Source organism: Micromonospora violae (genome assembly GCF_004217135.1).
GTDB lineage: Bacteria > Actinomycetota > Actinomycetes > Mycobacteriales > Micromonosporaceae > Micromonospora > Micromonospora violae.
In genome coordinates this window covers 3,619,365-3,638,057 of sequence record NZ_SHKK01000001.1, presented here as the reverse complement: position 1 = coordinate 3,638,057, position 18,693 = coordinate 3,619,365, and the positions used below count along the sequence as shown (strand labels likewise).

Annotated in this window: 17 protein-coding genes; 10 read left to right on the top strand and 7 right to left on the bottom strand. The window is 72.2% G+C overall.

What is annotated here, in order from left to right; all coding sequences use genetic code 11:
• Positions 1–52: 52 nt before the first annotated feature.
• On the bottom strand, positions 53–346 hold the full coding sequence (locus tag EV382_RS15970) for an antibiotic biosynthesis monooxygenase family protein (protein ID WP_130402783.1): 294 nt from the start codon (positions 344–346) through the stop codon (positions 53–55).
• An 82-nt stretch (positions 347–428) separates the two neighbouring features.
• On the opposite strand from EV382_RS15970, the gene pnuC reads away from it, so the two are divergent.
• The 3 genes from pnuC to EV382_RS15955 all read left to right on the top strand — a co-directional run bounded on the left by pnuC (position 429) and on the right by EV382_RS15955 (position 3,514).
• The gene (pnuC, locus tag EV382_RS15965) at positions 429–1,085 is read left to right on the top strand and encodes a nicotinamide riboside transporter PnuC (protein WP_130402781.1); all 657 of its coding nucleotides are present in this window, start codon (positions 429–431) and stop codon (positions 1,083–1,085) included.
• The gene (locus tag EV382_RS15960) at positions 1,082–2,203 is read left to right on the top strand and encodes an AAA family ATPase (protein ID WP_244236713.1); all 1,122 of its coding nucleotides are present in this window, start codon (positions 1,082–1,084) and stop codon (positions 2,201–2,203) included. Before pnuC ends, EV382_RS15960 begins: the two co-directional genes overlap by 4 nt.
• Positions 2,204–2,515: 312 nt before the next feature.
• Positions 2,516–3,514, top strand: a complete 999-nt coding sequence (locus EV382_RS15955) for a TerC family protein (protein ID WP_130402779.1) — start codon at positions 2,516–2,518, stop codon at positions 3,512–3,514.
• A gap of 4 nt (positions 3,515–3,518) precedes the next feature.
• Here the strand turns inward: EV382_RS15955 and EV382_RS15950 are convergent, their stop codons facing one another.
• The gene (locus EV382_RS15950; protein WP_130402777.1) at positions 3,519–4,475 is read right to left on the bottom strand and encodes a C40 family peptidase; all 957 of its coding nucleotides are present in this window, start codon (positions 4,473–4,475) and stop codon (positions 3,519–3,521) included.
• A gap of 59 nt (positions 4,476–4,534) precedes the next feature.
• Positions 4,535–5,632, bottom strand: a complete 1,098-nt coding sequence (locus tag EV382_RS15945; RefSeq protein WP_130402775.1) for a mandelate racemase/muconate lactonizing enzyme family protein — start codon at positions 5,630–5,632, stop codon at positions 4,535–4,537.
• A gap of 44 nt (positions 5,633–5,676) precedes the next feature.
• Between EV382_RS15945 and EV382_RS15940 the strand changes: the two genes are divergently transcribed.
• A complete protein-coding gene (locus EV382_RS15940; RefSeq protein WP_130402773.1) occupies positions 5,677–6,474 on the top strand; it encodes a tyrosine-protein phosphatase in 798 nt (265 codons plus the stop codon).
• 79 nt (positions 6,475–6,553) lie between these two features.
• On the opposite strand, the gene EV382_RS15935 is transcribed toward EV382_RS15940, so the two are convergent.
• Both EV382_RS15935 and typA read right to left on the bottom strand, forming a co-directional pair.
• The gene (locus EV382_RS15935) at positions 6,554–7,402 is read right to left on the bottom strand and encodes a serine hydrolase (protein ID WP_130402771.1); all 849 of its coding nucleotides are present in this window, start codon (positions 7,400–7,402) and stop codon (positions 6,554–6,556) included.
• A 112-nt stretch (positions 7,403–7,514) separates the two neighbouring features.
• Entirely contained in the window at positions 7,515–9,383 is a 1,869-nt protein-coding gene (gene typA, locus EV382_RS15930) for a translational GTPase TypA (protein WP_130402769.1), read from the bottom strand.
• A gap of 133 nt (positions 9,384–9,516) precedes the next feature.
• Between typA and EV382_RS15925 the strand changes: the two genes are divergently transcribed.
• The gene (locus EV382_RS15925) at positions 9,517–10,935 is read left to right on the top strand and encodes a DedA family protein (RefSeq protein ID WP_130402767.1); all 1,419 of its coding nucleotides are present in this window, start codon (positions 9,517–9,519) and stop codon (positions 10,933–10,935) included.
• Here the strand turns inward: EV382_RS15925 and EV382_RS15920 are convergent.
• Positions 10,932–13,055 (bottom strand): MMPL family transporter, encoded by a 2,124-nt coding sequence (locus EV382_RS15920; RefSeq protein WP_130402765.1) that lies wholly within the window; start codon positions 13,053–13,055, stop codon positions 10,932–10,934. The two genes, EV382_RS15925 and EV382_RS15920, sit on opposite strands and share 4 nt — an antisense overlap.
• 125 nt (positions 13,056–13,180) lie before the next feature.
• On the opposite strand from EV382_RS15920, the gene EV382_RS15915 reads away from it, so the two are divergent.
• The 5 genes from EV382_RS15915 to EV382_RS15895 all read left to right on the top strand — a co-directional run bounded on the left by EV382_RS15915 (position 13,181) and on the right by EV382_RS15895 (position 18,382).
• Positions 13,181–13,696, top strand: coding sequence for a MarR family winged helix-turn-helix transcriptional regulator (locus tag EV382_RS15915; protein ID WP_130402763.1), 516 nt, complete (start codon positions 13,181–13,183; stop codon positions 13,694–13,696).
• A 3-nt stretch (positions 13,697–13,699) separates the two neighbouring features.
• The gene (locus tag EV382_RS15910) at positions 13,700–15,403 is read left to right on the top strand and encodes a CocE/NonD family hydrolase (protein ID WP_130402761.1); all 1,704 of its coding nucleotides are present in this window, start codon (positions 13,700–13,702) and stop codon (positions 15,401–15,403) included.
• A 158-nt stretch (positions 15,404–15,561) separates the two neighbouring features.
• A complete protein-coding gene (locus EV382_RS15905) occupies positions 15,562–16,434 on the top strand; it encodes a hypothetical protein (protein ID WP_130402759.1) in 873 nt (290 codons plus the stop codon).
• A 95-nt stretch (positions 16,435–16,529) separates the two neighbouring features.
• The gene (locus tag EV382_RS15900; protein WP_130402757.1) at positions 16,530–17,105 is read left to right on the top strand and encodes an ArsR/SmtB family transcription factor; all 576 of its coding nucleotides are present in this window, start codon (positions 16,530–16,532) and stop codon (positions 17,103–17,105) included.
• The gene (locus tag EV382_RS15895) at positions 17,102–18,382 is read left to right on the top strand and encodes an MFS transporter (RefSeq protein ID WP_130402755.1); all 1,281 of its coding nucleotides are present in this window, start codon (positions 17,102–17,104) and stop codon (positions 18,380–18,382) included. The genes EV382_RS15900 and EV382_RS15895 overlap by 4 nt, the downstream gene beginning before the upstream one ends.
• A 48-nt stretch (positions 18,383–18,430) precedes the next feature.
• Here the strand turns inward: EV382_RS15895 and EV382_RS15890 are convergent, their stop codons facing one another.
• Positions 18,431–18,634, bottom strand: a complete 204-nt coding sequence (locus EV382_RS15890; RefSeq protein ID WP_007072071.1) for a cold-shock protein — start codon at positions 18,632–18,634, stop codon at positions 18,431–18,433.
• Positions 18,635–18,693: the final 59 nt, after the last annotated feature.

Here is an 18,693-nt window from a genome sequence, read left to right as displayed (position 1 = left end):
CGGCGGCCGGCGCGTGCGACGGCACGATAACCGCGGGGTACGACAGCTTGGCTCAGGCCGGTACGTCGAGGAAGTGTTCGACCACGGGCGGCCCGGCGAAGTGGGGGCCGATCAGCGCCCGCCACTGCTCGAACCGTTCGGTGGCGCGGAAGTTCTGCTCGTGCGCCTCGACCGAGTCCCATTCGACGAGCAGCACGAAGCGGCTCGGTGACTCGATCCCTCGGGTCATTCGCACGGACCGGCAGCCGGTCGCGCCGGCGAGCACCGGGTGACCCTCGGCGTACGCGGCGGCGAACGCGTCCTCGTGTCCGGGTAGTACGTCGATCAGCGCGACTTCAAGCACCATGTCGGACAGCCTGCCACGGCGTTCCGGGCAGTCGGTGTCGAGGGGCCTGTTCCGCCGACGGCGAGGCACCTAGGGTGGCTTCATGATCATTGACTGGCTCACCGGCACCGCGTTCGAGGTGGCCGGTACCGGCACCACCTGGGCGGAGCTGTTGGGGTTCGCGACCGGCGTGCTCAACGTCTGGCTGGTGGCCCGGCAAAAGATCGCCAACTGGCCGATCGGCATCGCCAACGTGCTGCTGCTCATGCTGCTGTTCTGGACCGCCGGGCTGTACGCCGACGCGGGGCTCCAGGTCGTCTACGTCGCGCTGGGCTGCTACGGCTGGTGGCACTGGCTGTTCGGCGGCGAGCGGCGCAGCCGGCTCACGGTGAGCCGCACGGGGCGACGGGAGTGGCTGGCGCTGGCCGCCGCCGGGGCGCTGCTCACCGGCGGGCTCTGGGTGCTGCTGGACCGGGCCACCGACTCGACCGTGCCGCTGCCGGACGCGTTGACCACGGCGTTGTCCCTGCTGGCCACGTACGGGCAGACCCGCAAGCGGGTGGAGAGTTGGTGGCTCTGGATCGCCGCCGACCTCATCTACATCCCGTTGTACGCGTACAAGGGGCTGCACCTGACCGCCGCCCTCTACCTGGTCTTTCTCGCTCTCTGCGTCCTCGGGTTGCGGGCCTGGCGGGCCGACCTGCGCCGGGCTGACCGGTCGAGCGTGGTCCCGCCCGGTCCGGCCCGGGTCACCGCGTGAGCGGCGAGACATCCGGCCGTCCGCCGGCGCCCCGCGCACCGGAGCGCTCGAACGCGGAGTTCGGGCACGGGATGGTGGTGGGCAAGTTCTATCCACCGCACGCCGGGCACCACGCGCTGATCGGGGCCGCCGCGGCCCGGTGCGCCGAGGTGACGGTCGTCGTGGCGCCCTCGCGTCGGGAGTCCATCCCTCTCCCGCTGCGCCTCGACTGGCTGCGGGAGGTGCATGCGGACACGCCGTGGGTCCGGTTCGTCGGCCGGTACGACGACCACCCGGTGGACTACGCCGATCCGGCCGTCTGGGACGCGCACTGCGCGGTGTTCCGCGAGGCGGTCGGGGCGAGGCCGGTGGACGCGGTCTTCTCCTCCGAGGCGTACGGCGCTGAGCTGGCGCGCCGCTTCGATGCCGTACCCGTGTCGGTGGATCTGGATCGGCGGGCCGTGCCGGTGTCCGGGACGGCCGTGCGCGCGGACCCGGCGGGTCACTGGCGGTGGCTGAGCCCGCCGGTGCGGGCGTGGTTCGTCCGGCGGGTGGTGGTGGTCGGGGCCGAGTCGACCGGGACCACGACGATGGCGGCGGCGCTCGCCGGGCACTACGGCACGTCCTGGGTGCCGGAGTACGGCCGGGAGTTGACCGCTCGCAAGCTGGCCCGGTTGCGCGAGCGATCCCGGGAGGCGACCGTCTTCGACGTCACCTGGGACCGGGACGACTTCCGCGCTGTGGTCCGCGAGCAGCAGGCGGCGGAGGACGCGGCAGCCCGGACGAGCGGGCCGTTGCTGCTCTGCGACACCGACGCCCGGGCGACGGCGGTGTGGGAGGAGCGTTACCTGGGCAGCGCGTCGGAGGAGGTGCGGGCGGCGGCTCGCCGGCCGGCACTGTATCTGCTGACGGATCACCGGGAGGTGCCGTTCGACGATGACGGGCTGCGTGACGGTGAGCACCTGCGGGCCTGGATGACCGAGCGGTTCCGGGCCGAGCTGGCGGGGTGCGGGGTCCCGGTGGTGGAGCTGCGAGGTTCGCATGCCGAGCGGTTGGCCCGGGCGGTGCGGGCCTGCGACGACCTGCTCGCCGCGGGCTGGTCGCTCACCGACCCGATCGTCGCACCCGACCCGCACTAGCCTCCTAGGAAACCCTAGGCGGTGTGACGTCCGAGCGGGTGGGCAGCACCACCGGCGGCCCGGGGTGTGATCACGCGCCGTGGTGGGCAACAATGGTCACCGAGGAGGGGAGTATTCCCCCGCAACGGAGTCGTCAGCACGGTCGATCGCCGGAACCACGGCGGCCCGACCCGGCCCCGTAGGTCGTCGCCCCGCTGTGGGGCGACGGCGGAAGAGACCTCCGACAGTCACCAGAGTGAGCGACACGGCACACCGGCCCGCACGGGGGCGTACGGTGTGCCCGACGCCGCGTGTCTGCCGGAGGAATGAACGTTGGACGTGTCCGGATTGGTGTGGGCGGGGACGCTCGTCGCCCTGACTGTGGTCCTGCTCGTCGACCTGTTGATCATCGGTCGGCGCCCGCACGAGCCCAGTGTGCGCGAGTCGAGCCTCTGGGTCGCCTTCTACGTCGGTCTCGCCCTGATCTTCGGCGTGGGGGTCTGGCTGGCCTCCGGGGCCAGCGCGGCCGGCCAGTTCTACACCGGCTGGCTCACCGAGTACAGCCTCTCGGTGGACAACCTGTTCGTCTTCGTGATCATCATGGCCCGCTTCGGGGTGCCTCGGCAGTACCAGCAGAAGGTGCTGCTCGTCGGCATCGTGCTGGCGCTGGTGATGCGGGGCGGGTTCATCGCCGCGGGTGCGGCGCTGATCACGCAGTTCTCCTGGGTTTTCTACATCTTCGGCGCGTTCCTGATCTACACGGCGGTGAACCTGGCCCGGCAGGGCGAGCCGGACGAGGACGAGTTCTCCGAGAACGTGCTGATCCGGTGGAGCCGCAAGGCGCTGCCGATCTCCAAGGACTACGACGGCGCGAAGCTCACCACCCACGCGGCCGGTCGGCGGCTGTTCACCCCGATGCTGATCGTGATGATCGCCATCGGCACCACGGACCTGATCTTCGCACTGGACTCGATCCCGGCGATCTTCGGCATCACCCAGGAGCCGTACCTCGTCTTCACCGCGAACGTCTTCGCGCTGATGGGCCTTCGTCAGCTCTACTTCCTGCTCGGTGGCCTGCTCGACCGGCTGATCTACCTGAGCTACGGCCTGGCCGTCGTGCTCGGCTTCATCGGGGTCAAGTTGGTGCTGGAGGCGTTGGCCGACAACAACCTGCCGTTCATCAACGGTGGCGAGCACGTCGGTTGGGCGCCGCACATCCCGATCTGGCTGTCGCTGCTGGTCATCATCGGCACCCTGGGCGTCGCCACGGCCGCCAGCCTGATCAAGTCCTCCCGGGACCGGCGTCGCGAGTTGGCCGACGCGCGACGCTGACCGGTCACCGGCCGGGTGCGGGCGCGCGCCCGGCCGGTGCGACCCGGTGGGCACCCACCAGGGTTGCCGTCCGGTCGTCCGGCAGCGGCTCCTCGATGACCCGCCGCCGCCGGTAGCAGGCGTGCAGCATCCGGCGCTCGCCATCGTCGCCGGGGGTGGCCGTGACGATGCCGATGTGGTGGATCTTGCGGCCGGGTCGGGCGAAGAAGTAGAGATCGCCGGGGCGTTCCGCGCCCAACGGCAGTGGGGTGGTGGCCACGGCCTGGTCGTCGGCGTCGCGGGGGAGCAGCACCCCGAACCGGCGCCAGGCCAGATGCACCAGCCCCGAGCAGTCGATGCCGTGCGCGGAGAGACCGCCCCAGATGTAGACGACGTCCAGCAGCCGCTGTGCCACCGCGAGCGCCTGCTCGGCGCTCGGCGACGCGGCCGACGCCGAAACCAGGTGGGCGTCGGGTAGCCAGAGCGGCGTGGACCGACCGGGGACGTGCACCGGCCGCCAGCCGTCGTGCGCGGAACCGGCCGGGACGAGGCGGGTGCCGACGACGACGCCAGGCAGGACCACCGGTCCGTTCGGGGCGGCGTGCAGCCCGGTGACCGTGGCGTCCACCACCAGGGCGTCGTCGGTGCTGGTGTGGGTCGGGTCGAGCACCGCCAACTGCTCGGCGGGGAGCCAGCCCGGGTAGCCGCGGGGGTCCAGCTTGGCGGCCGGTTGTTCGACGGCGACGACCCGGGCCCAGCCGTCGGGGCGTAGCTCGCTGACCAGGACCCGTTCGCCGAGCAGGAGTTGGCTCAGCACGCAGTCGCCGACCTGCTGATCGGTGTCGAGGCCGGAGACCCAGGTGGGGATGTCGGCGCCGGCGGTCAGCGCTGGGCGGTCGACCGGGCGGACCGCCTCGGGGGAGGTCCACAGCGTCGCCACGGCGACCCGGATGACGGCCTCGCGGCCCGGTTGCAGCTCCACGTCAACCCCCAGATCGTGCCGGCTGTCCAGCGGAACCCTATGAAAGAAACCGACGAGCATCAACCGCGGGTCTGCACTTTTGCTTCAGTCAGGCCGGAGATGCCCAGGCCAGGGGCATCCGGCAGCACCACGGTCGCCCCGTCGTAGCGAATGCCGCCCTGCACCGGTGACCAGGCCAGCCACCAGGCGGCGTCCAGGTCGGCGACCGCGGTGGTGCCGTACGCGGCGACCAGGCTCGCCGCCGCCCCGATGCCGACCTGGCTCTCCATCATCGAACCGACCACCGTGCCGAGCCCGTGGGCGGTGGCCAGGTCGAGGAGGGTGCGGGCCGGATGCAGCCCACCGCACTTGGCCAGCTTGACGTTGACCAGGTCGGCGGCCCGACGACGGATCACCTCCACCAGGTCGCGGACCCCGAAGACCGCCTCGTCGGCCAGGATCGGCACCGACACCCGGTCGCTGACCCAGGCCAGCCCGTCCAGGTCCCAGCGGGCCACCGGCTGTTCGACCAGCTCCACGTCGAGCCCGGCGTCCTCGATGCCCCGGATCACTCGGACCGCCTCCCGGGGCGTCCAGCCCTGGTTGGCGTCCAGCCGGACCCGGGTGCCGGGGCCGACGGCCGCCCGTACCGCGCGCACCCGGTCCAGGTCGCCGGCCGCGTCGGTGCCAACCTTCACCTTGAGCACGCCGAAGCCGTCGGCCTGCCGCTGCCGTGCCGTGGCCGCCAGATCCACGGCGTCGCCCGCCGCGAGTGTGACGTCCGTCGGCACCCGCAGCCTGGTGCCCCCGAGCAACCGCACCAGGGGTACGCCCAGCCGTCGGGCCGCGAGGTCGTGCAGGGCGACGTCCACCGCCGCCTTCGCGGCCTCGTTGCCGACCACCGCGCGCTGCACCTCGGCGCAGCGGGCCACCAGGTCGTCCGGGTCGCGGCCGATCAGCTGTGGGCCGAGCAGTTCGCGGACGCACGCCTGCGCGCCGGCGACCGACGCGCCGGTGACCTGCCAGACCTGAGGCGCCTCGCCGAAGCCGGATCGGCCGTCGCTGTCGACGATTTCGACCACCAGGGTGTCCACTGTGGTGGTACGGCGCAGTGCGGTGACGAACGGGGTGTGTAAGGGGGCGGAAACCTGGTGGGTGCGTACCGCCGAGATCGTCATGTGGGGCACCCTATACGGAGGTTCACCGTGGGAGGGGAGACCGGATGACCGGGCAGGGCTGGGGGCTGGTGGGTGCACCGAACGCGCGTGACCTGGGTGGGCTCGTGGGCGCGGACGGGCGGCGGGTACGCCTCGGGCAGTTGATCCGCACTCCGGCGTTGGGCCGGTTGACCGACGAGGACCTACCGGTGCTGGCGAAGGTGGGGCCGGCGTGCGTGCTGGATCTGCGCGACGCCACGGAGATCACGGTCGCCCCGCAGGACCGGCTCCCCGGTGAGCCACGGGTGGTGCGCCTGCCGGTGCACGACCCGGCGCACCCGGTCTTCACGTACGTGGCGGCGGTGCTGCTCGGTCACGACCTGGACGCGTACGCGGAGCTGGCCCGGCGGGGCACGGCGGGGGCGATGGCGGCGATCTACCGTTGGTTCGTCACGGGTGAGTCGGCGCGGGTCGGTTTCGCCGAGGCGGTGCGGTTGGCGGCCCAGCCGGAGAACCTGCCGCTGCTCTACCACTGCTCGGCCGGCAAGGACCGCACCGGTTGGCTGACCGTCATCCTGTTGACGGCGCTCGGGGTGGACGAGGCGGCGATCCGCGCCGACTACCTGCGCAACAACGAGATGACCGACAGCCTGCGGGCGGTGATCGTCGAGGCGATGCGTCGGCGCAGTCCCGGGCTGGACGTCGACGCGGTGCTGCCGGTGCTGGAGGTTCGCCCCGAGTACCTCGACGCCGGTTACGCCGAGGTGCGTCGGGTGCACGGCTCGTTCGACGCGTACCTGCGCGACGGGCTGGGGCTCACCGACTCCGACCTCAGGGCACTGCGGGCGCAGCTGCTGGAGTGACCGGTGCACCGGCGCTGGCCGTGACGGTCGGCAGCGGCTTGCTGAGTCGGAGGGCCAGGCCCCTAGTCGGGCGGTGGCGTCAGAGTTGGTGGCGGGCGGCCCAGACCTGCGCCGAGATGTGCGCGAGCAGCAGACAGGCGTCGTCCTCCACCTCGTCGCTGCCGTCCAGGTCGGTGGTGGTGCAGACGGCGATCAGGTACGGCGGGGCGTCGTCGGGCAGGACCACGCCGGCGCCGTGGCGGACGCCGCGGACCCAACCGTTCTTGTGGGCGATGCGGGTGCCCTCGGGGAGGCCGGCGGCGAGGTCGTCGCGGTGCTCCTGGGCGAGCAGGACGTCCAGCATGGTGGTGCAGGCGGCTGGCGAGGCGAGCGGGCCGGGGGTGGTGGCCCCGGTGGCCAACGCGCCGAGCAGGGTGGCCAGGTCGGCGGCGGTGACGGTGTTGGTGATACCGGCGTCGCGGGCGGCGAAGTCCTCGATGCCGCGGCCGGTGACGCTGGTGCGGGCCCCGGCGAGTGCCCAGACCTCGGCGACCGCGGGCAGTCCGACGGTGCCGATGACCAGGTTGGTCGCGAGGTTGCTGGAACGCACGATCATCCGGTCGGCCAGCCAGCGCAGCGACGCGGTGCCGCCGAGGCGGTCCCACACGGCGTCGTCGTTGTCGTAGTGCTGCGCGCAGGCGAAGCGGGGTGCGCCCGGCTGGGCGGAGTCGAAGTCGTTGACGACCGGGACCGGGGCGTCCAGGTCCAGGGCGCCGGCCTCGGCGGCGCGGTGCAGCGCGGCGAGCACCGCCACCTTCATGGTGCTCGCGGCGTAGTGGGCGGCGTGCGGGTGGCGGGTCCAGGTCGGGGGCGCGTCGAGCCGCCCCACGTACGCGGAGACGGTGCCGGGCACCCGGTCCAGGTGGGCGTTGAGATCATCCCAGGTCATGCCGGTGACCGTAGCGGATCACGGGTGGGTGGGTTCGGGTACCCGTGGTGGGAAAGCAGCCGGGCGCGTCGGCCGCAAGCGGCCGACGCGCCCGGTGTCGGGTGCTGGTGGGTCAGTTGGCGTGCTTGCGGCGGGCCGCGGCGCGGCCCCGCTGCTGCTGGTCGAGCACGACCTTGCGGATGCGCACCGCGGTCGGGGTGACCTCGACGCACTCGTCCTCGCGGCAGAACTCCAGCGCCTGCTCCAGGGAGAGCTTGCGCGGCGGGATCAGCTTCTCGGTCTCGTCGGAGGTCGAGGCCCGCATGTTGGTGAGCTTCTTCTCCTTGGTGATGTTGACGTCCATGTCGTCGGAGCGGGAGTTCTCCCCGACGATCATGCCCTCGTACACCTCGGTGGTGGGCTCGACGAAGAGCTGGCCGCGCTCCTGCAGGTTGATCATCGCGAAGGCGGTGACCACGCCGGACCGGTCGGCGACGAGCGAGCCGTTGTTGCGGGTGCGCAGCTCGCCGAACCACGGCTCGTACGACTCGAAGACGTGGTGCAGGATGCCGGTGCCCCGGGTGTCGGTGAGGAACTCGGTGCGGAAGCCGATCAGGCCGCGCGCCGGGACCAGCCACTCCATCCGGATCCAGCCGGTGCCGTGGTTGACCAGCTGCTCCATCCGGCCCTTGCGGGTGGCGAGGAGCTGGGTGATCGCGCCGAGGTACTCCTCGGGGGCGTCGATGGTCAGCCGCTCGACCGGCTCGCAGGTCTTGCCGTCGATCTCCCGGGTGACGACCTGCGGCTTGCCGACGGTCAGCTCGTAGCTCTCCCGGCGCATCTGCTCGACCAGGATGGCCAGCGCCAGCTCACCGCGGCCCTGCACCTCCCAGGCGTCCGGCCGCTCGGTCGGCAGGACCCGCAGCGACACGTTGCCGATCAGTTCCTTGTCGAGGCGGTCCTTGACCATCCGGGCGGTGACCTTGGAGCCCTTGACCTTGCCGACCAGCGGCGAGGTGTTGGTGCCGATGGTCATCGAGATGGCCGGCTCGTCGACGGTGATCAGCGGCAGCGCCACCGGGTTCTCCACGTCGGCGAGGGTCTCACCGATCATGATCTCCGGGATGCCGGCGACGGCGATGATGTCGCCCGGGCCGGCGGTCTCGGCCGGCTTACGCTCCAGGCCCTCGGTCATCAGCATCTCGGAGATGCGGACCCGCTGGGTGCTGCCGTCGGTGCGGCACCAGGCCACCGTCTGGCCCTTGCTGATGGTGCCCTGGCGGACGCGGCACAGCGCCAGCCGGCCGAGGAACGGCGAGGCGTCGAGGTTGGTGACGTGCGCCTGCAGCGGGGCGTCGTCCTCGAAGGCGGGTGCCGGGATGGTGTCCAGCAGGGTGCGGAACAGCGGCTCCAGGGAGGTGCTGTCGTCCGGGACGGAGCCGTCGGCGGGCTGGGTCAGCGAGGCGATGCCGTCGCGGGCGCACGCGTAGACGATCGGGAAGTCGATCTGCTCCTCGTCGGCGTCCAGGTCGAGGAAGAGCTCGTAGGTGTCGTCCACGACCTCCTTGATCCGGGCGTCCGGGCGGTCCACCTTGTTGATCACGAGGATGATCGGCATGCGGGCCCGCAGCGCCTTGCGCAGCACGAAGCGGGTCTGCGGCAGCGGGCCCTCGCTGGCGTCGACGAGCAGCACCACACCGTCGACCATGGTGAGGCCGCGCTCGACCTCGCCGCCGAAGTCGGCGTGGCCGGGGGTGTCGATGATGTTGATGGTGACCGGGTCGGAGCCGTCCGCCGGCAGGTACCGCACGCCGGTGTTCTTGGCCAGGATCGTGATGCCCTTTTCCCGCTCCAGGTCGCCGGAGTCCATCACCCGCTCGGTGTTCTCGCCGCGTGCGCCGTACGCGCCGGCCTGCCGCAACATGGCATCGACCAGGGTGGTCTTGCCGTGGTCGACGTGAGCGATGATGGCGACGTTGCGGAGGTCGGTGCGAAGCTGCATACCCTCTATCCTTCCGCCTGCGCTCGCGCAGGCTGCGTCGGGGTCACCCCCAGGTGCCCCTGATCTATGGTGAAACTGCTGTGCCGGTGGTTCCCCCGGCTGGCATGCTGGCTCCCGTGTCCCGGGGGCCTGAGTGCACGACCTGCTGACCTGGGTGCAGGGTCTGCCCACCGTGTGGATCTACCTGGTCGCCGCGCTGATCGTGGCGGGCGAGACCGCGGTGATCTTCGGCCTGCTCGTGCCGGGTGAGGCTACCCTGCTGCTCGTCGGCTTCCTCACCTACAACGGTACCTTGCGGCTCGGGCCGGCGCTGCTCGCGATGATCGTCGCGGCGGTCCTCGGTGATGGGCTGGCCTTTCGCGCCGGTCGGCGCTACGGCCCTCGGCTGCGCGCCGGGCTGGGGCACCGGGTGGGGCCCGAGCGGTGGGCCCGCGCCGACACCATGCTCGCCCGCCTCGGTGGGCGGGGGGTGTTCGCCGCCCGGTGGGTGGCTTTCGCCCGCACGCTGGTACCCCGGCTGGCCGGCGCGGCGGGCCTGCCGTACCGGCGGTTCTTCCTGTGGAACCTGGCCGGGGTGGTGACCTGGGTGGGCGGCTCGGTGCTGCTCGGTCACCTGGCCGGTGAGTCGTACGACACGGTCTCCCGGCTGCTCGGGCGGGCCTCCGGGGTGGCGTTCCTGCTGCTGGCCGGCCTGGTGGGGGTGGTGCTCGTCGGCCGGTGGCTGGGACGTAACCCGGACCCGGTACGCGCGCTGCTGTCCCGGGCCGGCGCGCTGCCCCCGGTGCGGTGGCTCACCGCCCGCTACGGGGTGCTGTTCTTCCTGGTGGCCATGCGGGTCGGCCCGGCCTGGACGTTGCTGCTCAACCTGGCCGCCGGGCTGCTGTTGCTGTTCGCCGCCGGGTTGGCCATCGCTGGTCTGCTGTCGGTGGCGGTTCGCAACAGTGGGCTGGCCGCGCTGGACGGTGCCATCGCCGGGTGGTTCGCCGCCCGCCGTACCCCGGGCGCCGAAGATGCCACCCTGGTCGTGGTGTCGGTGGTGCGCGGGTCGGTGCTGATCCTGTTGGTGGCGCTGGTAGCGGCGGTGCTGGCGTGGCGCAACCGGCCCTGGCGGGCGGATCTGCTCAGCGTGGTCGGCACGGTGGGCGCGTTCGTGCCGCTGGTGGTGCTGGCCGTGGTGGCCGAGCTGACCGGCCCGAACGGGACCGCCCCGGGCGGCGGTGAGGTGGCCGCGCTCTCGACGCAGAACGCCGTGGTCGCGGCGAGTTTCTGCACTCTGGCCTGGCTGGTGTCGCGCAGCGCCCGCTGGCCGGTGGCCGTGGCCGCCTGGACCGCCGCCGCGGCGGGGGTTTTCGGGATCGGTGGCGCGCGGCTCTACCTGGGGTTGGACACGGCGAGCGGGACCGCCGCGGCGGTGCTGCTCGGGGTGCTCTGGACGGTGGTGTTCATGGTGGCCTGGGCGACCCGGGACCGGGCGGTGGGGGACCGGCAGCCGCCGGTGGATGAGACCGGGCGGCCGTCGCCGGTGGACCGCCGCCCGGTCGAGCCCGGCTAGGGCGTGGTTGCCGGCTCCGGTGCCGTGGGGGTGGCCGCCACCGGATCGCGGGCGATGCGGCCAGGCCACCAGAAGCGGTTTCCGAGCACGAACGCCAACGCCGGCACCAGGACCGTGCGGACCAGCAGGGTGTCGAGGAGCACACCGATGCAGACGATGATGCCGATCTGCGTCAGGGTGATCAGCGGCAGCACGCCGAGCACGGCGAAGACCGCGGCGAGCAGCACCCCGGCGCTGGTGATCACACCGCCGGTGACCCGCAGGGCGGAGAGCATCCCGGCGCTGGTGCCGGCGCTGCGGGCGTCCTCCCGGGCACGGGTGACCAGGAAGATGTTGTAGTCCACGCCGAGCGCCACCAGGAACACGAAGGCGAGCAGCAGCACACCGCTGTCCAGGGCGGGGAAGCCCAGCACGTGGTCGAAGAGCAGCCAGGCCGCGCCGAGGCTGGCGAAGAACGACGCGATCACGGTGAGCACCAGCAGCAGCGGTGCGAGCAGGCCGCGGAGCAGGAGCACGAGCACGGCACCGACCAGCAGCAGGATGATCGGCAGGATGAGTCGCAGGTCACGGTCGTTGGCCTCGTCGGAGTCGTACGTGGCGGCCACCGAGCCACCGACGATCGCCCCGGACGGGGCGTCGGCGCCGGCGGCGGCCGGTGGCGCGGAGCCGGGCACCGCGGCGACCGCCGCGCGCAGCGCCTCGATCGCGCGGTCCGAGGCGGTGGTGCCGGGTTCGGCGTCGAGGACCACGTCGACCTGGGCGACGGCCTCGCCGGCGTCGCCGGGGCGCGCCGAGGCGATGCCGGGCACCGCGGTGGCGGCGTCGGTGACCGCCCGCACCGCCGCCGGGGTGGTGATCACGGCGACGGGTTGAGTGCTGCCGGCGGGGAAGGCCCGCGCGAGGGTCTGCGCCCCGGTCACCGCCTCGGGTTCGGCGCGGAACTGTTCGGTCTCGGACAGGCCGGTGCGGATGCCGAGCCCACCCAGTGCCATGCCGCCGAGCAGCAGGACGGCGAGGATCGCGACCACCACCGGGCGGCGTTGCACCACGGCGCCGAGTCGGCCCCAGAGTCGACCCTCGCGGACCGGACCGCCGACGCGGGGTACGAACGGCCAGAACAGGCCGCGACCGAAGAGCACCAGCACAGCGGGGAGCACGAACAGGGCGGAGAGCATGGCGAAGAGCACACCGGTGGCGCAGGCGACCGCCAGCGCCCGGTTGGTCTCCTGCTCACTGAGCAGCAGGGTGAGGACGCCGAGGACGACGGTGCCGCCACTGGCGAGGATGGGCTCCGCGGTGCGGCGCAGCGCGGCGCGCATCGCCCGGAACCGGTCCTCCTCGCGGCGCAGTTCCTCCCGGTAGCGGGCGATGAGCAGCAACGCGTAGTCGGTGGCGGCGCCGAACACCAGCACGCTGGCGATGCCGGTGACCTGCCCCTGCTGGAGGTGGATGCCGACGCCCGGCACGATGACGTCCACCGCGCGCAGGGTGAGCTGCTCGGTCGCGGCGACCACGAGCAGCGGCACGATCCACAGGAACGGGCTGCGGTAGGTGATCAGCAGGAGCAGCGCGACCACGGCTGCGGTCACCGCGAGCAGGGTGATGTCGGCGCCGTCGAACACCGAGGCGAGGTCGGCGGTGAAGGCCGGGGCGCCGGTCACGTCGGCGGTCAGCCCGTTGGGCAGGTCCGCCAGGGTGGTGCGCAGTTGGGTCACGGTGTCGGTGACCGCCTCCTGCCCACCGCCGTTGTCCAGGGGTACGGCGACGAGGGCCACCGTGCCGTCCGGGGCGACCTGGGCCGGGCTGACCTGCCCGCCCACCGCGAAGCGGCGCAGGTCGTCGGCGCGAGCGCCGATGGTGGCCCGGTCGGCCTCGCTCAGCGCGCCGCCGTCGCCTCGGTTGATCACCACGATGGCCGGCTGCACGTCGCGGGAGGGCAGCTGGTCCTGGAGACGCTGCACCTGGGTCGACTGCCACTGCACGGACAGGCCGGTGGCGGAGACCGGCGCCGGGTTGTCCGGCTGGGGCGTCGCGAAGACGGCCGCGCCGACGACGATCGCGACGGCCACGGTGAGCCAGGCGGCCAGTCGGCCACGCGCGACTCTGGTGAACACAGACATCAGGCTGACCTCATGGTCCTTTGGAAAACGAGTATCTTGATAACCGAGATTATCCAGGGCTGTTCTATGCTGCAACCCGGGGGACCGACGATGGGAAAGAGCGGCGCGAGGTGGCGACACACGGCATGTACCGACGGCGTGACACGCGCCGCGAGCAGCTGGTCGCCGAGATCACCAACAACCTGCGGCGGTACGCGGTGGACGCCCAGCAGGTCGGCCACGCCTTCGCCAACCTGCACGGCCTCAACCCGACCGACCTGCAGGCGTTGATCGCGGTGATGGACGCCGAGCTGCTCGGCGACCCGATCACTCCCGGCCGCCTCGGTGAGCAGCTGAACCTCTCCTCCGGCTCGGTCACCGCCCTGATCGACCGGCTGGAACGGGCCGGGCACATCCGCCGGGACCGGGACACCGTCGACCGGCGCAAGGTGCTGCTGCACTACGCCGACCAGGGCGCCGCCCTGGCCATGGAGTTCTTCCAGCCGTTGGGCGCCCGCACCGACACGGTGATGGCCCGCTTCGATGAGGACGAGCTGGAGGTGGTGCACCGGTTCATGGCGCAGATGAGTGAGTCGGTGCGGGCGCACCGGGACGCCGTGCGCGCCGCCCGGCCCGAGCCCTCCCGTCGCCCGTCGGGCTGACCGGTGCCACACCGGCTCGTCACCCACCTGGCCGGCACCGCGCTGCGCCTGCCACCGGCCCGCTGCGGCTCGGTGCGGGTCACCCGTGACCTGCCGGTGCGGACCCGCGACGGTGTGGTGCTGCGCACCGATCACTACGCCCCGGGCGGGCGCGACGCGCCGACCGTGCTGATCCGTACCCCGTACGGGCGCGGTGGACCACTGCGGCTGCTCGGTCGGCTGCTCGCCGCGCGGGGTCGACACGTGGTGATCCAGTCGTGCCGGGGCACCGGCGGCTCCGGTGGAACGTTCGCCCCGCTGGTGCACGAGCGCGACGATGGCGTGGACACCCTCGACTGGCTGCGCCGTCAGCCCTGGTGGGCCGGACGACTCGGCATGTTCGGGGTCAGCTACCAGGGCTTCACGCAGTGGGCGCTGGCCGCCGACGCCGGCGAGGACCTGCGTGCGATGGTCGCCGTGGTGACCGCGTCGGCCACCCGGGACTCGACGTACGCGGGGGAGTCCTTCGCCCTGGACACCGTGCTGACCTGGGCGGAACTGCTGCACGCGCAGACCGTGCCGTGGCTGGCCCGGCAGTGGGAACTCAAGCGGGGGCAACCCCGGCTGGCCGACGCGCTGCGGCACCTTCCCCTGGCCGACGCCGACCGGGTGGCCACCGGGGTGACCATCCCGTTCTTCCAGGAGTGGCTGCGCCACCACACCCCGCAGGCCGCGTACTGGCGGAGGCGGGTCTTCGCCGACCAGGTCCCGAAGGTGCGGGCGCCGGTGATCATGGTCACGGGTTGGCATGACATCTTCCTGCCCGCCCAGCTCGACGATCACGCCGTGCTGCGCGCCGCCGGAACACCGCCGCGCCTGGTGATCGGCCCGTGGACGCACGGCAGCCCGGGGTTGTTCGTGGCCGCGCTGCGCGAGGGTCTGGCCTGGCTCGACGAGCACCTGCCGACCGCGCCTCGACCAGGCGCACAGGAGCAGCCCGCCCTGCCGCCCGCCCTGCCGCCCGCTCGGCCGCCTGTCCGGCTGTACGTCAGCGGTGCCGGCGGCGGCTGGCGGAACCTGCCGGACTGGCCGCCACCGGCGGTCGAGACCAGCTGGCACCTGCACCCCGGTGGCGAGTTGGCGGCGCGGGACCCGGTCGCGTCGAGCCCGGACAGGTTCCGCTACGACCCCGCCGACCCCACCCCGTCGTTGGGAGGGCCACTGCTGGTCGCCAAGCGGGCCGGTCGGGTGGACAACCGGCCCGTCGAGGCCCGCCCGGACGTGCTGACCTACACCAGCGCCCCGCTGACCGGGCCGGTCGAGGTGATCGGTCCGGTCCGCGCCGAGATCTACGTCCGCAGTGACCTGCCGTACCTGGACGTCTTCGTTCGGCTGTGCGACGTGGACCGTCGGGGTCGCTCGTGGAACGTGTGCGACGGGCTGGTGCGGGTCACGCCCGAACGCTTCCCGGCCGACCGGTACGGGGTGCTGCGGGTGCCGGTGCCGCTCTGGCCGATCGCGTACCGGTTCGCGGGCGGGCACCGCCTGCGGGTGCAGGTCTCCGGTGGCGCCCATCCCCGGTGGGCCCGTAACCCCGGCACCGGGGAACCTCTCGGCGCGGCGGTGACGCTGCGTGCCGGTTGGCGGCAGGTTCTGCATGACCCGGCGTACCCCTCGGCGCTGCGGCTGCCCATCGTCCACTCTGCCCCGCCGCAACCTCCAGTTTGAACAGACCCGTCTTGAGCTGGGCGTTTGCCGGAAAGTCGGGCTATGGTTGAGCCAACGCCCGGCGCCGTGCACCAGTAGACCGGGCTCGTCCGCAGCCCACCACCGCGCACACGGTGTGACGTCGCGCCCGGTCCCCGCCTCTCGGAAAGGGGGACCCCATGACCCGGGCCCCGGCTAATCTTCTGGCCGTCCGAAGCCTGCTCCTCGATCACCTCGACAACGCCCCGGGGCCAGACGACCTGGACCCGGCCGAGGTCGGCATCGTCGGCGACCCCGCCCACCGGGGCGGCTACCACTGCGGATCGGACCGGGTGGTCGCCAATGACTACTCGGTGGTGGAGTCGCCCCGCGACCGGGCCGGGCTGACCCTCGACGCGGCGGCGCTGGACGTCGGCCAGTTCGATGTACGAATCGGTGGTCGGACGAACACCCTGCGCAGCTTTTCGGTCTGGTGCGTGGCGCAGTGCACCGCGAACGCGGCCGACACCCGGGACATTCGGGAGATCATCTACAGCCCCGACGGCACCACGGTGAAGCGGTGGGATCGCCTCGGCAAGCGCACCAGCGGCGACAGCTCACACCGCTGGCACACCCACTTCAGCTTCTTCCGCGACGCCATCAAGGCGGGTCGCGACCAGCGGCCCCTGTTCCGCCGCTACCTCAGTTCCATCGGACTCCTGGAGGACGACATGACCCCCGAAGAACACAACTGGCTGGCGACCGTCCACAAAAACCTCACCAGGTTGGATGGCCGTAACCCGGTCGGGCAGATCTACACCCGGATGGCGATGGGTGAGGATGCCACCGTCGCCAACTACACCCCGGCGCACCCGACCCTGAAATCGATCTCCGCCCAGGTCGCCGCGTTGCAGACGGCGCTGACCGCGCTGTCCAACCGGGACTTCACCGACGAGCCGGCGATCGTCCAGGGCGTGCTGGCCTCGCTGACGCCGGAGAAGATCGCCGCGGCTATTCCACCCACCATGGCCAAGCAGGTCGCCGACGAGCTGGCCCGACGGCTGGCCGCCTGAGCGAGGGGCGGCCGGTGGCCGCCCGGCCGCCCCTCCCTGCCCGACTTTCGCAACAGCTCTTGCGCAATGTTTCTTGCATAAGGCATCCTGTTGCCATGGACAGCCCTCACGTACGCCAGATCACCGACTCCCGGGTGTTGGCCGCCATGTCCCATCCGCTGCGCCGGCGGCTGATGGACGTGCTCAAGGTCCACGGGCCGTCCACCGTCGGGCTGCTCGCCGAGCGCACCGACCAGGCCCCCGCGAACGTCAGTCACCACCTCAAGGTCCTGGCCGCCGCGGACCTGGTCACCGAGGCGCCCGAGCTGGCCCGCGACCGGCGCGAGCGGTGGTGGCGCCTGGTCGCCCGGGGGCTGCGCTGGTCCAACACCGACTTCGAAACCGACCCGGCCTCCCGGGCGGTGGCCGACGCCGCCACCTCGCTCAACCTGGACCGGCACGTGGCCCTGGCCCGGGCCTGGCACGCCGCCGCCGAGACCACCCAGGCCAGTTGGAACGACGCGCCGTTCTCCACCGACCATTGGCTGCACCTCACACCCGAGGAACTGGCCGAGCTGAGCCGCGAGATGATCGACCTCCTCACCCGCTGGGCCGACCGCGACGTGCCCGACGACGACGCCGACCGTCGGCCGGTCTTCGTGTTCGTCCACGGTGTACCGGCCCGACCGTGACCACCGCCACCCGCGACGACCCCACCGACACCCGGCCCACCACAGGGCTGCTGCGACACCGCGACTTCCGGCTGCTCTGGGCCGGTCAAGCGGTCAGCAGCATCGGCAGCAACGTCACCACCGTCGCGCTACCGCTGGTCGCGGTCGCCGTCCTCGACGCCGGCACCTTCCAGGTGGCGGTGCTCGCCGCCGCGACCTGGCTGCCCTGGTTGCTGATCGGCCTGCCAGCCGGCGCGTGGGTCGACCGACTGCCCCGTCGAGCGGTGATGGTGGTCTGCGACCTGCTCTGCGCGGCGGCCTTCCTCAGCGTGCCGCTGGCCGCCCTGCTGGACCGGCTCACCGTCGCGCAGCTGCTGGTGGTCGCCCTCAGCGCGGGCACCGCGCGGGTCTTCTTCGAAACCGCCGACCAGGTCTACCTGCCGGTGCTGCTGCGACCGGGGCAACTCCCCGAGGGCAACGCCAAACTCCAGGCGACCCAGACCGTGAGCTACGTCGTCGGACCCGGGCTCGCCGGCCTGATCGCCCAGCTCATCGGCGCTGTCGCCGCACTGCTCCTGGACGCGCTCACGTTCCTGCTGTCCGCCGGGTTCCTGCTGCGCATCCGCACCCGCGAACCCCGCGTACGCCCGTCGGAGCGGACCCGATCGCTGCGCCAGGACATCACCGAAGGGCTGCGTTTCGTCATCCGGGACCCGTACCTGCGGGTGCTCACGGTCTTCGGCGCGGCCAGCAACATCGGGCTGACCGGCTACCAGGCGGTCCTGGTGGTCTTCCTGACCCGCGACCTGCGCCTCGAACCGGGCCTGGTGGGCGGGCTCGTCGGGGTGATGAGCGTCGGCGGGATCATCGGAGCGCTGCTCGCCACCACCGTGGCCCAGCGCTGCGGCACCGCGCGGGCGCTGCTGATCGCGGCGGCGCTCACCGGCCCGCCCGCGCTGCTCATCCCACTCGCCGCGCCCGGCACCGGACTGACCTGGCCGGCCCTCGGCGGCGTGCTGATCGGCCTGGGGGTGGCCATCGGCAACGTGGTGAAAGGCGCCTTCCGGCAGACGTACACACCGCACCACCTGCTGGGCCGGGTGACAGTGAGCATGCAGCTGCTCAACTACGGCACGATCCCATCGGCAGCCGTGCTGGCCGGTGCGATCGGCGCACATTACGGCGCCCGGACGGCAATTGTCGTGATGACCGCCTGGCTGGCGCTCACCCCGGTGATTCTGCTGGTAGGGCCAATCCGGAGGCGGCGGGACCTGCCCGCCGCCCCGGCGGCGTCTTGAGTGCGCTGCGACGGCGGCCGGACACCGGCCGCCGTCACCGGCACGGAGCTACATCGGGCGGACGTTGTCCGCCTGCGGACCCTTCTGCCCCTGGGTCACCTCGAACTCGACCTTCTGGCCCTCGTTGAGCTCCCGGTAGCCGCTCGTCGCGATGGCGGAGTAGTGGACGAACACGTCCGGCCCTCCACCGTCCTGCTCGATGAAGCCGAAGCCCTTTTCCGAGTTGAACCACTTAACCGTGCCGGTTGCCATGCATCTCTCCCTGTTCAAAGCGGCTGACCCTCGGCCGCTGGCCGATGATCGCCCGTACC

Excerpts from the sequence above, each read along its gene's own strand:
- EV382_RS15970 (WP_130402783.1), bottom strand. The coding sequence starts at position 346 with ATGGTGCTTGAAGTCGCGCTGATCGACGTACTACCCGGACACGAGGAC.
- pnuC (WP_130402781.1), top strand. The coding sequence starts at position 429 with ATGATCATTGACTGGCTCACCGGCACCGCGTTCGAGGTGGCCGGTACC.
- EV382_RS15945 (WP_130402775.1), bottom strand. The coding sequence starts at position 5,632 with ATGACGATCTCGGCGGTACGCACCCACCAGGTTTCCGCCCCCTTACAC.
- EV382_RS15940 (WP_130402773.1), top strand. The coding sequence starts at position 5,677 with ATGACCGGGCAGGGCTGGGGGCTGGTGGGTGCACCGAACGCGCGTGAC.
- EV382_RS15935 (WP_130402771.1), bottom strand. The coding sequence starts at position 7,402 with ATGACCTGGGATGATCTCAACGCCCACCTGGACCGGGTGCCCGGCACC.
- typA (WP_130402769.1), bottom strand. The coding sequence starts at position 9,383 with ATGCAGCTTCGCACCGACCTCCGCAACGTCGCCATCATCGCTCACGTC.
- EV382_RS15920 (WP_130402765.1), bottom strand. The coding sequence starts at position 13,055 with ATGTCTGTGTTCACCAGAGTCGCGCGTGGCCGACTGGCCGCCTGGCTC.
- EV382_RS15915 (WP_130402763.1), top strand. The coding sequence starts at position 13,181 with ATGTACCGACGGCGTGACACGCGCCGCGAGCAGCTGGTCGCCGAGATC.
- EV382_RS15905 (WP_130402759.1), top strand. The coding sequence starts at position 15,562 with ATGACCCGGGCCCCGGCTAATCTTCTGGCCGTCCGAAGCCTGCTCCTC.
- EV382_RS15900 (WP_130402757.1), top strand. The coding sequence starts at position 16,530 with ATGGACAGCCCTCACGTACGCCAGATCACCGACTCCCGGGTGTTGGCC.
- EV382_RS15890 (WP_007072071.1), bottom strand. The coding sequence starts at position 18,634 with ATGGCAACCGGCACGGTTAAGTGGTTCAACTCGGAAAAGGGCTTCGGC.